12 protein-coding genes are annotated in these 13,618 nt (G+C 65.2%); 1 reads left to right on the forward strand and 11 read right to left on the reverse strand.

Going from position 1 to position 13,618, the window contains the following annotated elements; all coding sequences use genetic code 11:
• Window positions 1–172 precede the first annotated feature (172 nt).
• The 8 genes from OG440_RS11475 to OG440_RS11510 all read right to left on the reverse strand — a co-directional run bounded on the left by OG440_RS11475 (window position 173) and on the right by OG440_RS11510 (window position 5,691).
• Window positions 173–1,561: a tyrosine-type recombinase/integrase gene (locus OG440_RS11475; protein ID WP_406006740.1), complete on the reverse strand. Its 1,389-nt coding sequence runs from the start codon at window positions 1,559–1,561 to the stop codon at window positions 173–175.
• Complete coding sequence (locus OG440_RS11480; protein ID WP_406006741.1) at window positions 1,558–1,770, reverse strand: helix-turn-helix transcriptional regulator; 213 nt, start codon at window positions 1,768–1,770, stop codon at window positions 1,558–1,560. The genes OG440_RS11475 and OG440_RS11480 overlap by 4 nt, the downstream gene beginning before the upstream one ends.
• Complete coding sequence (locus tag OG440_RS11485) at window positions 1,760–3,130, reverse strand: replication initiator (protein WP_406006742.1); 1,371 nt, start codon at window positions 3,128–3,130, stop codon at window positions 1,760–1,762. Before OG440_RS11485 ends, OG440_RS11480 begins: the two co-directional genes overlap by 11 nt.
• Window positions 3,127–3,387, reverse strand: coding sequence for a hypothetical protein (locus tag OG440_RS11490; protein ID WP_406006743.1), 261 nt, complete (start codon window positions 3,385–3,387; stop codon window positions 3,127–3,129). Before OG440_RS11490 ends, OG440_RS11485 begins: the two co-directional genes overlap by 4 nt.
• 104 nt (window positions 3,388–3,491) lie before the next feature.
• The gene (locus OG440_RS11495; RefSeq protein WP_406006744.1) at window positions 3,492–3,782 is read right to left on the reverse strand and encodes a hypothetical protein; all 291 of its coding nucleotides are present in this window, start codon (window positions 3,780–3,782) and stop codon (window positions 3,492–3,494) included.
• A 35-nt stretch (window positions 3,783–3,817) separates the two neighbouring features.
• Window positions 3,818–4,012, reverse strand: a complete 195-nt coding sequence (locus OG440_RS11500) for a hypothetical protein (RefSeq protein WP_406006745.1) — start codon at window positions 4,010–4,012, stop codon at window positions 3,818–3,820.
• A 12-nt stretch (window positions 4,013–4,024) separates the two neighbouring features.
• A complete protein-coding gene (locus OG440_RS11505) occupies window positions 4,025–5,341 on the reverse strand; it encodes an FtsK/SpoIIIE domain-containing protein (RefSeq protein ID WP_406006746.1) in 1,317 nt (438 codons plus the stop codon).
• The gene (locus OG440_RS11510; RefSeq protein WP_073497691.1) at window positions 5,341–5,691 is read right to left on the reverse strand and encodes a hypothetical protein; all 351 of its coding nucleotides are present in this window, start codon (window positions 5,689–5,691) and stop codon (window positions 5,341–5,343) included. The genes OG440_RS11505 and OG440_RS11510 overlap by 1 nt, the downstream gene beginning before the upstream one ends.
• A 203-nt stretch (window positions 5,692–5,894) precedes the next feature.
• Here OG440_RS11510 and OG440_RS11515 point away from each other — a divergent pair, with 203 nt between their 5' ends.
• Complete coding sequence (locus OG440_RS11515) at window positions 5,895–6,635, forward strand: GntR family transcriptional regulator (RefSeq protein WP_406006747.1); 741 nt, start codon at window positions 5,895–5,897, stop codon at window positions 6,633–6,635.
• Between the two features lie 345 nt (window positions 6,636–6,980).
• Here the strand turns inward: OG440_RS11515 and OG440_RS11520 are convergent, their stop codons facing one another.
• From OG440_RS11520 to OG440_RS11530, 3 genes are read right to left on the reverse strand one after another with little or no spacing between them, the layout of a single operon-like run.
• Window positions 6,981–10,430, reverse strand: a complete 3,450-nt coding sequence (locus OG440_RS11520; RefSeq protein WP_406006748.1) for a DEAD/DEAH box helicase family protein — start codon at window positions 10,428–10,430, stop codon at window positions 6,981–6,983.
• 60 nt (window positions 10,431–10,490) lie between these two features.
• Window positions 10,491–11,708 carry a restriction endonuclease subunit S gene (locus OG440_RS11525; RefSeq protein WP_406006749.1) on the reverse strand — a complete coding sequence of 406 codons (1,218 nt, stop codon included), beginning with the start codon at window positions 11,706–11,708 and terminating at the stop codon, window positions 10,491–10,493.
• A complete protein-coding gene (locus tag OG440_RS11530; RefSeq protein ID WP_406006750.1) occupies window positions 11,708–13,243 on the reverse strand; it encodes an N-6 DNA methylase in 1,536 nt (511 codons plus the stop codon). The genes OG440_RS11525 and OG440_RS11530 overlap by 1 nt, the downstream gene beginning before the upstream one ends.
• Between the last annotated feature and the right edge of the window lie 375 nt (window positions 13,244–13,618).

The raw sequence follows: 13,618 nt of genomic DNA on the forward strand, positions 1-13,618 counted from the left end.
CGTTTGTCAGTGATCACGTAATGGCGACGTAATGATCTTGATGGGCTTTCCCGCAGGTCAGCAGCCGTTTCCCGGACCCTGAGCGTAGCCGTGCGGCCTATACGTGGACTGACGAACGGGAGCCCCGAACCTCTCCGGTCCGGGGCTCCCGTTCGTCGGTCATGTCGTTCGGTCAGTCCGGGGTGTCACCCTCCTCCCCGAGCCCCTGCATGATCCGGTCGTTCATCTCTTGCTCCTGACCGTCGATGCACTTGGCGTAGATCTTGAGCAGGACGTCCACCGAGTGACCCGCGCGGGCGGCTACCTCCGGTGCCGGAACGCCGGAGTTGAGCCACTGCGAGACTCCGGCATGACGGAGGTCGTACGGCCGGAAGGCCAGGACTGACGACACTTGGTGCGGCACGAACGCCAGTTCCCGAGCCTGTTTCCATGCGCGCGAGTACGACGAGGCCGCGATGACGTTGCCCCGCTCGCTGGAGAATAGCCGGCCGTCCTCAGCCGTACCGAACTCCTTGAGGTGCTCGCGGAGCAGCCGAACCAGTGGAGGCGGAATCGGCACGATGCGCACCTCACCCTTGTCCCGCTGCTTGAGCCCTCGCCGGTCGTGCGCCTCGCCGGAGTCGGTCCACGCCTTACCCGCCGTGGGCCGGCTCTCCGCCAGCTCGATGCGGCCCCAGCCGGACGCCGGAAGCGTGCAGTCGGAGCGGCGAAGCCCCAACGCCTCCCCCGGTCGCATGGCCGCGTAGTACAGGCAACCGAAGAACGCCCGCAATCGTCGGCCACTCGCACGGTCGTAGCCGCCCACGTACGTGAGGGCGGTCAGCAGCTCCCGAGCCTGCCGAGGGTTGACCACCACACGACGGTCAACCTCCTGCACCGGCCGCTTCCCTCGCTTGCGCCGGACGCGGCTCAGTGGATTGGACGGCAGGTGTTCCAGCTCGACCGCGTACTCCAGCGCGTTGAAGACCACCGCGCGTCGACGCCGATACGTCTGAGTGGCAGCAGGCTTGCCGTCGAGCCTGCGCCCCAGCGCGTCGATCAGCTCGTGCACGCGGGTGATCTCCTGGAACTCCCCGACCGGCAGTGATGCTTTCTCGATCCACCGCACCGCCGCCGCGATCTCCTCCGGCCTCTCCCGCTCCCGGCGAGGAACCGGAAGGACGTAGGACCGCAGTGCCCGCCGCAGGACTTCCTGACCGGGCCGCCCCCGTCCCGGTTTGACCAGAACGGGAAGGACCGTCGCCAACGCATCCGTCATGCTGTCCCGCTGCTTGGCCGACGCCTCCGCCCAACGGACGTCCACGTACTTGACCGCAAGGTCGAGGAAGGACAACGCGGCCTTTCCGCCGCGTAGCGAGTCCGGCAGGCCGGTCACGCTGTCGAACGGTTCGCCCTTGTCAGCCGCGCGGAGAAGCTTCGCGCGGAAGCGGTCCGCCAGCGCCTTCGTCTTGAACGACTCGTGGAACGGCTCACCGTCCACGGACCATCGGACGAGATACGTCGGCTTCTTCGCGGAGCGGTTGATGCTGAGCTTCCAGATGACGACCTTGTACGACTTCACGAAGCCGCCCCCTCCGCCCGTTCCTCCAGCCAGTCGTTGAGCACGTCGCGCCGAACCCGCAGCTCGCCGTTCGGCAACCGGATGCAGGCCGGCGCGATGCGCAGTTCCCGCCAGCGGTAGAAGGTGCGTCGAGAGATGCCGCCCAGTTCGTCGAGGACCTGCCGCACGGTGAGCAGCTCGGCCGCCTTCGTATGGGTCTCACGTGCCATGGAGGGCACCGCCCTCTCTCACCGAGGCCGCCAGGAGCGCCGCTTCCGGCGAGTAGCCACGCCCCGCATAGCGCCACCGGCCGACCGTGACCGTTGGTTGGCCGGCCAGGCCGAGGGAGGCCCGTTGTTGCTCCGCCCGGTGGTCCGTACGGGCCTGCCGGAGGGCGGTCAGCGTCGTCGAGTAGCGGCGCGACTTGGTGGAGAAGTGGCCGCCGTATCCGAGCATGTGGGCCCAGCGGCGCAGGCCGAGGGGCGCGAACTCCGGTAAGCCGCCGAGCCACCAGCACGTGGCGATCATGCGGAGCACGTGTGCGCGCACCGGCAGCATGACCATGTCTCGCGCATGATGGATGCGACCGTCCACCGCGCCGGCGGACTCCGCTCCCTTCGTGGCGTACTTAGCGATGTAGCCCGCCACGGTGGCCGGGGAAGCAGGCCGCTCCCCCGTGTCCCGGCGGTACGAGGTGACCGGGCGTACGTCGATCTGCGCACCGAAGCGCAGCGCCCGCGGCCCGATGACAACCGCGCCGGGGGTGTTGAGCCCCACTCGTCCGACCACGGCTCGTACGGAGTCGACCAGGCGCGGAATCGTTGCCCAGTGGGGCGGAGCCGAGTCGGGTCCGTCGGGGCCATCGAGGCGGATCACAGCATGGAAGTGGACCAGGCCCCGCCGCTGGTACTCGGCGACTTTCGCGTACGACAGTCGGGCGACTTCCCTGAACTCGGTTCGCGGCAGACCTGCTTGCCGTGCGATCTCCCGGCGCAGCTCCAGCCCGAAGCGATGCCAGAGCCGACCAGCGAACGCGTGCCAGAGGACAGCACCCGCGTAGTCGTAGCAACGCGCGCAGAGGGGTTCGCCGAGACGAGGGTCGTCCGCTGAGTGCCGCTCAGGGCATCCGGCCGGAGTTCCGTGCGGACATAGGTCCCCTGCCCGACGAGGTCGACAGGGCCGCACGCGTCCGTCACGTTCACGGCGAGTGTGGACCGGGCCGAAGCCGGGGGCGGTGAGCGTGGCGAACACCTGCGGGTGACCGCTCACCGCCTCCGGGACGTTCTTGCCGCCGACGAGGCCGGCCCGGACGAGTTGGAACGTGTCCGCCCGGTACAAGGCGGAGCAGGCCGGGCAGACCGTCGCACGCCGGTTGCCGCACGCGGTAAGCAGGCGACCTCCGTAGACGTCCGAGCTGTAGGAGAGCAAGGCCGCGCCGGTCGTCGTGTCGTAGACGGTTGCCGCGCCGACCAGGTGAATCGGGTTGGTGCAGCCACCGAGGCGGACGATGTTCCGGCGCCAGGCCGCGAACTCCGGCTCCGACGCCTTGGCGACGAGAGCGGCAACGCCCTGCGGAAGGGTGGTGGTCATCGGCGACCACCCCCGTCGCCGAATGCCTGCCCCATCACGGCCGAGATTCCCTCCGGCCGAGTCTTGGCGCTGAAGCGGAGCGTCGGGTCCGTGAGCCAGACGGCGGCCGCGTGCGCGGGACACAGCCACTGCTCGGTTCCGTCGAGTTCGACAAGGACGATCTGTTCCCGTCCGGCGCAGGTCGAGACCTGCGCGTCACGCTGCCTGAGGTCGCAGTCGGGCGACGAGGATTTGCGCGAATGATGCGCGGTGGACAAAGTGTGGGTGCTCCTTTCACTGCTCATGTGGCGGATGGAGTGGGTTCCTGACGGGGTCGGGTTTGGCGACTTCGCGCCCCGTCGGGAGCCCGTCGTACGGGCGATCACTGCTGTTCCTCGGGAGGAATCCCGGCGACGCCGAACGAGATCGGTCCGAAGTCACGGCGAGCGGCGAAATAGCCCTGGCCGATGTCCTCCGCCGGCACACCGAGCGGAGCGGCGACACACTCCACGCCATCGAGGCGAGCAGCGGAGTCGGAGGCGTCGACCAGGACGACGACGGACGCGTGACGCGGTACGACGACGGCTGGATTGGCGGTCAGGAAGTCGACCAGCTCCCGCAGACCGACCAGGAAGGCGGCGCGGTCACCGGAGCGGATGACGTAGTCGGACATGGGAAGTCCCCTTGTCGGGTCAGTGGTGGGGCGTCTCAGAACCGGAGTTGGCCAAGGAAGCCGTTCACGCCGTCGAGAAGTGCCTGAACGACGGGAGCGGCCACGGTCCGGGCGAGCAGGAAGCCGAAGGCTCCACAGAGCAGGACGTCGGCCCACCGGAGGTACCGGATGCGCAGGAGGAACCAGATCAGCAGGCCGAGCAGCAGAACGGCCGACATGGACACCAGCACGGCAGGCCCCTTTCACGCTTCGACGTGCAGGTCGGACAGGACGGGAGTCAGGTGCGCGTACTCGGCGGCGACGGCTTCCGCCTCCGCTTCCGTGATCAGGTGGGACCGGGCGCGTTCCCAGCCGTCGCCGGAGGCGAGGACGGCCGTACCGGCCTGTTCCGGGGCGATGGCCTGTGCGGCCTTCAGCGCGTCGGGGTTGAGGTCGCCGAGCGCCATCTCTGCCGTGCCGGGGTCGGCCACGCGATGGCACACCCGGCCGCCTAGCTGTGCCCGGAGTGCGGTGACACCGGGCCCCAAATCGGAACCGACGCGCTGACCGGCCACGATGAGGAACACCCCAAGTGCCGCGCCGAGTTGGGCCAGCCGGATCAGCGCCGTACCGGCCGCATGCGCTTCGTCCTTCTCGCTCCGGTTCGCCACGAGGAAGAGTTCCGCGATCTCGTCGACGATCACGACGACGGGGACAGGGCGTTCCTTGTCGGGCAGACCCCAGATGTTCCGAACGCGGGCGGCTCGGCAGAGGGTCATCCGGTCGAGGGTCAGGTCAACGAGAGCGGCCAGCAGCCGTACCGCTTGCTCTCGGTTCGTTGCGAGGGCGGACAACCGCGGTTCGTAGAGGGACAGTTCCATGCCGCCCTTGCAGTCGATCCCGACCAGGGCGACCGGCTGCGGGGCGAGGCCCGCCACGAGAGCATTGATCAGCGTCGACTTTCCTGAGCGTGTGGCCCCGACGATCAGCCAGTGCGGGACGCGCCGCAGGTCAACCACCCACGAGGCCCCTGTCTCCAAGGCGCCTACGGTCACACGGAGCAGATGACCGGGCCCCCGCTGTTTCGGCACCTGCGGGTCGGCCAACGGGTCGGCCGCCGAAGCGACGATCCGTACGATTCCTGGCTTCCAGGAAGTCACCCGGACCGCGTGCACCTGCCAGTTCTCCGCCATGGCGGGCGCAGCCTTGACGAAGTGCTCCGGCACCTGGCCCGGCAACAACCGCACGAGCAGTACGAAGCCACCGGAGGTCGGGCGTATAAGCCCCCTCCGGGGCACCCGCGGCTGCGGCGGAGGCGCCCCTTTGCCAACGAGGCCGGACACCACAGTCAGCGCCGGCCGACGACTCACAGCGAGCCCGCACCCGGCCATCAGAGGCCGCCAGGTCTGGACGACCCGGAAGGCCACGGCCGGGAAGCCGCATAACAGCCACCAGGCGACGGGATAGCGGCGGCGCAGGGCCGGGCCCGCCAGAAGCAGACCCGACACCAGCACCGCGGCCACCACCAGAACCCAGCTCGGCCAGCTCTCACCGGCCGAAGTGGCGGAGGCCAGCTTCATCACTGACTGGCCCCCTTACCCGCCGGAGTAGCGGGAGCGCTCAGGGGCCGGATCTCCGCTGCGCGGAACGCGATCCCGTGCCGTCCCTCGTTCTCCCACGGCGTGGCCACCAGGTCCCGCACGGCCACCGGCATACCGAGCTGCACCCCGGCCGGCTCACCGGCCACGCTCACGTTCACGACGTCGGCCGACGTCCCCGCCATCAGGCAAAGGCCGACCTGATACACGGTCTTGCCCGTGTCGCGGTCAACGCGAAGCTGACCGGTCTCACGGTTGGCGACCCGCGGGGCCGGGGGCACGGCACAGATGATCCCCGTGTACTTCGCGGTGTCGATCGGAAGGCTTGCCACTGTTCGGATCTCCTCATCTCAGGCACCCGAAGGCTTCCCCTTCGGGTTGCTAGACCACCCGTAGTACGGGTGCCGCAAACAACATTGACCGCCCGTAGTACGGGTTGTCAACCGTCTTCGCGTGGGAGAAGCTATGACCGTCCACGGACGGCACGTACGGCCCATGGACGGAAGAAGAAGTGACCACGGCCTGGAGGGCCCACATGCCGCCGAAGAACACGCAGCCCAAGTACCGGCAGATCGCCGACCACCTGCGCGAAGGCATCTTGGACGGCACCTTCCCCGCCAGCCAACCGCTCCCGTCCGAGGAGGCGTTGGCGAAGCAGTTCGGGGTGACGCGTCCCACAGTCCGTCAGGGACTGAGCGAACTGCGGGCGTCAGGACTCGTCGAGGCCATCATGGGCCGCGGTACCTTTGCCCGCTCCCCCCACAACCGCCCCAGCCACACGCGCCCGCGCGGCGTACGCCGGACCACCGACGGCCGCTACGTCGAGGCGGACGGCATCCGCTGGACAGACGCCGAGCCGCCGGTAGCCACCCGCACCGACGCCCCACTTTCCCTGGCGGACCTACTCCGCATCCCGCCGGGCGAGCCGATGTTCACGTACGACGCGCTGCAAACCGCGGACCACGGCCACCTCCGCCAACTCCACCGGACGTACGTCCCGTTCTCGGTACTGATCGACACCAAGTACGAGGAGGAAGCTCCGCCGCCGGCGCCGGAGCTCTACACGGCGCTCGCCAACCTCGGCCACGAGCTCCACTTCACGGAGTACGTCCGCACCCGCATGCCTCTACCCGACCAGGCTCAGGCGCTACGACTCGCCGACGGGGTCCCGATGCTCCACGTTATCCGCGTGACCCTCACCGAGTCGGACAAGCCCCTCGCCCTGGAGGAGTTCCACCTTCCGGGCGACGAGCTGGAGCTGTCGTTCAGGCTGTAGCACAGCCCCAGTTGGCTCAGACTTTCTCTACGTCATCAAGGCGGCTCGCTCCGCTCCCCGCGCGCGGCCCGGCCCCCGGCCGGGCCTGCGCTCCTGTCTCCGCCCCGCTCCAGCCCGGCCGGCGCCCGGGCCGCGCAGAGCAATCAGCTACCTGATGCCAGAGAAGGGGGACGTCGTGGCTGGGGCGGTCGGCTCCACGGCTTTACGGGGCCATGATCACTCGCGCCAAAGCAGCGCCACCCCAAAGCCGCTCCGGCTGCTACGGCTTATCGCTCGGCTGCCCAGCACCGCAGATGTGCAGGGCAGCCACCGCCGTAGACGGCTCCTGGTTGGGGCACCTGCCAGCTACGCCGCGTCCTCCACCGCGACGGCGGTAGAACGGATCGACTTGATGATCGCTTCCATGCGGTCGATCTCCACCTCTACGAAGAGGTCCTCGGGCCCCTGAGGCGCCAGGGCGTTGAACGGCGCCCCGTACAGCACCGCCATGTCGATCACGCCGTTGCGCACCACGTAGTCGAGCAACAAGTCCAGGTAGCGGAGTTGGGCGCTGGACAAGGTCCGACCGCGTTGGAACTCGTCAAATGCGGCCTTCGCAGCGTCGCGGTCCAGGCCGGTGAAAGAGCGCAGGAACACACCCAGCCCACCGTCCAAGCTACGGCTGCGATCGACGTCAGCTTCAGTACCAATGCCAGCCTCTAGGAAGACTTTCTCCAGTTCAGCCAGGTCGGTCGCAGTGATCTGCCGGTTCCGGCGAATCTTTTGGATCGCCAGCTGATCCTCGTGGGCGCGCAGGTAGATCTTCAGTTTTTGCTCGAACCGGGTCAGGCCTGAACCGGTGGCCGTGCCCTGCAACTGGGCAACAGTCAGCTCGCCCAGCTCGTCCTCGAAGTCGGTGTAGACGATGTTGCGACGGGTCTTCTCAATGAGCTTGACCAGGCTCCGCAGCCGACGCCGCATCGACTCCAGCATCGGCAGGGTCACGTCCTGCCACCACTCGTCGCCGACCAGCTCATCGATCAGCCCCTGCTGAGCCTGCACATCCGGAATCCTGTACAAGTCCTGCAATGCAGAGGCGATCTCCTGCACCTGGTCGCGCAGCCGGTCAAAGCAGGAGTCGGCGCACACCACCGCATGCTGCAGCCGTAGGGCGAGCAGGTCAAAGCGCTTAGCCTCCTCGCTGCTGTCATCGTCACGGAACGCAGTCGGCAGGCCCGCCAAGTGGTCGACGGCTTGGGCGTGCGTCTCCTGCGTCAGAGAAAGCCAGGCGTCGAGGCCGGCGAGTGCATCCAGATGCTCACGCTTGGGACGGACCAGGAAGTTGTCCGGGTTCATGGCCGTCACCTCCTGGTGCAGCCGGTCCGCAAGGTCGTGGCGCAGCCCCGACGTGCTCACGGTGCCGTCAACGTCACCTGGCTCCACGACCCCTCGATCGGGGGCAGGTTCCTGTCCGTCGAGGGCGAGAAGCAGGTCTGCTCGGCCCGTGAAGATCCTCTGCGCCAGGGACGGCCCGAGCTTGCCCTCAGCCTTCATGAGGTTCTGGTTGAAGAACTCAATGTTCTGGCACAGGTCGAAGACCAGGAATCCGTCCTTGTCCCGGTTCGGGCCGAACAGGTCCGGGCAAAGTCGGGTGCCGCGACCTATCATCTGCCAGAACTTGGTCTTGGACCGCACGAGCTTGAAGAAGACCAGGTTCACGACCTCAGGTACGTCCACGCCAGTGTCGAGCATGTCGACCGATATCGCGATGTGCGGCGCCTTGGTCGGGTTGGAGAACAGGTCGATCAGGTTCTGCGCGTACTCCTTGCGGTACGTGATGACCTGCGCGAACTCGCCCCTGTATTCGGGATAGTTGTCGTTGAACTGCTTGGCGATGAACTCGGCGTGGGCGTTATTCGCCGCGAAGATGATGGTCTTACCCAGACGGTCACCGCCAGCCACACGGACGCCCTGCATCATCAGCGTCGCGAGCGCCTTGTCGACCGTGTCCGCGTTGAACAAGTACTTGTTCAGCTCCTCAGAGCTGACCTCGTTCGGAACACTGCCGTCCTCAGCCCAGTCCAGTTCGTCCCAGCGCTCCTTCTCCTCGTCCGAGAGGTCCGCATACTTTATCCCGCCACGCTGGAACTTCAGCGGCACCCCAACGGCCCGCGCGGGCACCAGGTACCCGTCCGCGACGGCTTCCTCCAGGCTGTACACATCAGTTGGGACGCCGTCCTCCAACTGGAAGCGCCGGTAGGTATTCCGATCGATCTCATCCTTGGGCGTCGCCGTCAGACCGACGAGCAGGGCATCGAAGTAGTCGAAGATTGCCCCGTACTTCTGGTAGATCGACCTGTGCGCTTCGTCCACCACGATCAGGTCGAAATACCCAGGGCCGAATCGCCGCGCTCCCGAATCGTCTACCTCGTTGATCAAGTTCATCAGCGTCGGGTACGTCGATACGTACACCCGGGCGTTGGTGTTTTTCTCCTCAAGAAGGTTAACCGCCGGTGCTCCGGGCAGTTGCTGCTTAAATGCGTTCCAGGCCTGCTTAACCAGCACCTTACGGTCTGCGAGGAATAGCACACGCTTGACCCAGTTGGCCCGCATCATGAGGTCGGTGAGGGCGATCACCGTGCGAGTCTTGCCCGAGCCTGTCGCCATGACCAGCAGGGCGTGCCGCTGGACATCGGACTCGAATGCTTCCGCGACCCGCCGGATGGCATGGGACTGATATGTGCGGCCAGCGATCTGGTCGTTGATTGGCAACCTTGCCAGGCTCTGCCGCGAAACCCGACGCTGCACCAGCAGCCGCAGATCCTCCTTGGTGTAGAAGCCCTGGATCTCGCGCGGCGGGTACCTCAGATCGTCCCAGATGTAGGTGTGGTAGCCGTTGGTGTAGAAGATAACCGGGCGCTGGCCGAACCGGGCCTGGAGTGCGTCCGCGTAAACCTTGGCCTGGTGCTGGCCGGCGGTAGCGTCACGTGTGGTGCGCTTGGCCTCCACAACCGCCAAGGGCTTGCCGTCGTCGTCCCACAGGACGTAGTCAGCTTTGCCTTTGCCGGTCTTGGACGCCGACTCCGGCAGTCCGGAGAGCGGAAACTCCCGGTCCTGCACGTTCTGCAGAGCCCAACCCGCCTCCTTCAGCAGGAGGTCGATGATCAGGGTACGGGTTTGAGCTTCGTTGTAATCGTGCGTGTCGACGCGGGCCTCGTTCGCTGCCTTGGCCACCTTGATCTCCGCACGCATTACCTGCAGCTCAGCATCGAGATCCTGAACCTTGCGCCGCTCTGCTGCCAGCTCCTCCTGCTGCGCAGCGAACTGTTCCGCCAGCTTCTTCAGCTCGGCCTGCTTCACCAACCTGACGCTGGCCAGCTCCGGGCGCGGCACCAAGGTCGGTTCGAAGACCAGGCCGGGGGCGGGAAAATTCGCCTGGTCTGTGGCATAGGTGCGCGCCAGCCAGTACATGACGTGAAACAGTTCGCCCACGACGCGCATGGCGTCGTTCACCGATACCGGAGACTTGCGATACACCGCGGCATTCCCCTGGCGCCGAATGACATCCATCTTCGTGCGGCTCGCTGGGCCCACAACCCGCACGAACGTCGGCTCCGAGAGCATGGCCGAAAGGTCGTCCCGGTACGGCCTCTGCAGCGCCTCGTCCACCTCAAACATCCACGTAACCCCGAGTTCCACGGTCCGCCTCGCGTAGAACAGCGCCGCCCGCGGGTCTGCCACGGCCAGTCGCTCCGCGTGTATCGCCTCAGTGCAGAGGTCCGGCCACTCGGCCTTGAGGAACCCAAAGTTGCTCACGTGGTGCCCTTCCTGGTGCTCGGTTGACCGGAGCGGGGGAAACGGAGTGATACAAGGGGACTACTCAGGTGCCGAGGTGTCAGCCCACAACTCACCTCGGAGGGCGCGATGCTGGACTGAGGCGAAAAGGCGATCGAGTTCGGCCAAGTGGGCACGCTGCGCGTTGCGCATGGCAACGATGGATTCCGCGCCTCGCGAGAACCTCTCCTTCAGCGCAAGCGGGGGGTCAATTAGGGAGACCGACCCAAAGCGCGACTTGCTCACCAGACCCGTCATTCCCCCCGTCGACTTCTCCAGGATCAGCGGCTTCGCGAGGCGCAGCAGGAAGTAATAGAAGAGCGAGTTTCCATCCGAAGGGCTGAATGAGTTAATCTGCTGATTGAAAGCCACTTCGCGGTCGGTGATGGCGACGTTTCCAATACTCGAGGGACTGCCCGCGATGCAGGTAACGAGCAGAGATCCAGGTTTAGCCAACCGCGCCTTACTCACCCCCTCAAGCGAGAGTCGCTCGGAAGCTTCCGTCAGAAATGCCTCACCATGAGAAATATTGTCAGATTTAATCCATTCGATCACGTCCCCGTAGTTCTCAGCCTGAGCTCGGGGCGGTGTGTTCCCAGTGACGACGGTACCCAGATCACAAAGCCGCTGTTGAGTCCAAGCTTTCTGATTGCTTACCGGATCGCCGAACATTTCCAGGAAGACGGACTGGGCTAGATGGTCGAGGAGAGCAATAGCTTCACGGCGCTTGACGCGCAGAGTTTCCGATCGGCCCAGCACGTGTGCGATCCGTCGCTGCTCCTCCAAGGGAGGCACCGGGATCTCTATCTCTCCAATCGACTTCTGGTTCACCTTGTAAATCCCGGAAGTCGTACGCGCCGCCTTCTTGATCTGATCGCGCACTTCCGGCGATTCCCACACCAGCGCGAGGTATTGCGTGAGCACGATATCTGCGTCTACCCGAATACGAATCATCGTATCCGGGAAGGCGACATCAGCATCCACCTTGGGCACCACCGCGCCCCGAGCTACCAAGTCAGCCGATCCATTTCCTCGACTGATAAGGAAGTCACCCTCGCGCACAAGGAACGGCTTGGCTTGTGACTCCGTCCAGTCCCCACCCTTACATTCCGAGAGATCAATGAGCCGGGACTTAATGGAGGTTAGACGGAGGACAGGAAATCCGTCGTCGCGAGTAGGGACGGAGCGCCCATTAACCAGCGGCTCTCCGAGAATATTCTTCAACTTGCACTTAGGCCAGCTGACCCCGTTATCAGACATCACGTCAATTCACTTCCTGACAGTGCTGCCTTCAGTTCGCTCATTCCCTGCTGGATCTCTTCCTCAATACGCGCAAGGTCATCCATGATGTCTGCTGGGGCACGGTGCTCGACTTCAGCACGAACGATTTCCTTATAACCAATCAGACTCAGGTCATAGTCCTGGGCGGCAATATCTGCCTTCGGTACACAGAAACTCTGCTCAGTCCGGGCGCGCTGTTGCTCACTGGCGTTCCGGAGCTTCCAGCGACGCAGAACATCTGGGAGATTGTTCTTCTCGTGCTCAGCCTCGGTCAGATCGCCTGCTACGGGCGCGGGCCCGAGTTTGCTCTCGTCAAGCAGCGGGGCACGCTTGTCATCCAGACTCCAGCCATCCGCAGCGACCTCGTAGAACCAGACATTATCTGTGCCGCCACTGTCAGTCTTGGTGAAAAAAAGAATCGCCGTCGATACACCCGCGTACGGCTTGAAGACGCCGCCCGGAAGCTTCACCACTGCGTCTAGCTTGTGATCCTCGACAAGAATCTTTCGCAATTGTTTGTGCGCGTTGGACGAGCCGAAGAGCACACCGTCGGGCACGATGACCGCCGCCCGGCCGCCCGGCTTAAGCAGGCGCAAAAAAAGGGCCATGAAAAGCAGCTCTGTCTTCTTGGTCTTGACGACCGCCTGCAGATCCTTCGCCGTAGCGTCATAGTCCAGGCTGCCCGCGAACGGCGGGTTGGCCAGGATCAGCGAGTAACGTTCCGCCTCACCAGCCACGCTCTGCCCCAGGGAGTCGCGGGAACGGATGTCCGGGCTCTCAACCTCATGTAGGAGCATGTTCATCGAGCCGATCCGCAGCATGGTGCGATCGAAGTCGAAGCCGTGGAACATGCTCGCGTTGAAGTGCTCTCGCTGGGTCGGCTCCAGCAGCGCCTCACGGTGAGTACGGCTGACGTACTCAGCCGAAGCGACGAGGAAACCCGCTGTGCCGCACGCCGGGTCACAGATCTCGTCCTTCGGCCCTGGTGCCGTCATCTCCACCATCAGACGGATGATGTGCCGTGGCGTGCGGAATTGTCCATTTCGCCCCGCAGTCGCGATCTTTCCCAACATGTACTCGTACAGGTCACCCTTGACGTCTCGATCGCCGAGCGGGATCTCGTCGAGCATGTCGACGACCTTCGCCAGCAGGTTCGGCGTATCGAGCGCGAACCGCGCGTCCTTCATGTGGTGGGAGTACGTCGACTCCTCACCACCGAGTTTCTGCAGCCAAGGGAACACGCTGTCGCGCACCAAGACGAACATGGTGTCTGGTGCCTCGTTGCTAAAGCGCGACCAACGAAGCCGCTCGGTCTCGGCCGTGTAGATCGGGTTCTCGATCGGCCGGCCTGTCCGTGTGGCCTTGTTCTCCTTGGCCGTATGGAGATCATCCAGGCGGCGAATGAACATCAGGTAGGTGATCTGTTCGATCACGTCCAGTGGGTTCGAGATCCCGCCCGACGCAAACGCGTCCCAGACCCGATCGATCTTGCTCTTCAGCTCACCTGTAATCACTCGCGAAGGCTAGCGGACCCCACCGACAATCCGCATGAAGTCCCAGATCAGAGGCTGCTGGGCAGCACGGATCCTGCACACCTTCCCGCGTGAAGCAAGATCATCAGGCCACGCTGGCACCTGCCTATGAGCGAGATGGAGGCGAGGAGGCGTAGTGGCGCACCTCGACCGCCCCCCGACTGAGGCGACTCCTTGGTCACGAGCCTGTTCGCGAACTACCTGGCCGCCTCCACGTCACGGATGCCTGCGGACCGTTGCGGCAGGTGAGAGCCACATCAGCCCAGGGCAGCGCTCCCGCCCAAGTTGCTTCGGGACGAAGAGGTCATCGTGCAAGCGCCACCCATGCGCTTCCGCCGTCGGGACTTGCTCTGGTCG

Source organism: Streptomyces sp. NBC_00637, assembly GCF_045161545.1.
GTDB lineage: Bacteria > Actinomycetota > Actinomycetes > Streptomycetales > Streptomycetaceae > Streptomyces.